Origin of the sequence: Paraburkholderia sp. BCC1886, assembly GCF_900996245.1 — a bacterium.
GTDB lineage: Bacteria > Pseudomonadota > Gammaproteobacteria > Burkholderiales > Burkholderiaceae > Paraburkholderia.
Genome location: NZ_CAAJGK010000030.1, coordinates 1 through 238 on the forward strand (window position 1 = coordinate 1; position 238 = coordinate 238).

Annotated in this window: 1 protein-coding gene; it reads left to right on the forward strand. The window is 68.9% G+C overall.

Translation table 11 applies throughout. The features are described 5' to 3' along the window. Window positions 1-26 precede the first annotated feature (26 nt). On the forward strand, window positions 27-238 hold a 212-nt coding region (locus FQ746_RS02760), incomplete at its 3' end, for a heavy-metal-associated domain-containing protein (RefSeq protein ID WP_144107328.1).

Here is a 238-nt window from a genome sequence, read left to right on the forward strand (position 1 = left end):
CCTCGCCACCCGCCACGGACGCAGCCGTGCACCCCCTGCAAACCGCCGAATTCGACGTCGGCGGGATGACTTGCGCCTCGTGCGCGTTGCGGGTCGAAAAAGCGCTTGCGAAAGTGCCGGGCGTCGCCCGCGCGTCGGTGAATCTGGCGACCGAAACCGCCAGCATCGACGTGAGCGACGCCGCGTTGGCCGCGGACACGCTTATCGCAGCGGTGACGAAGGCGGGCTACGAAGCGAC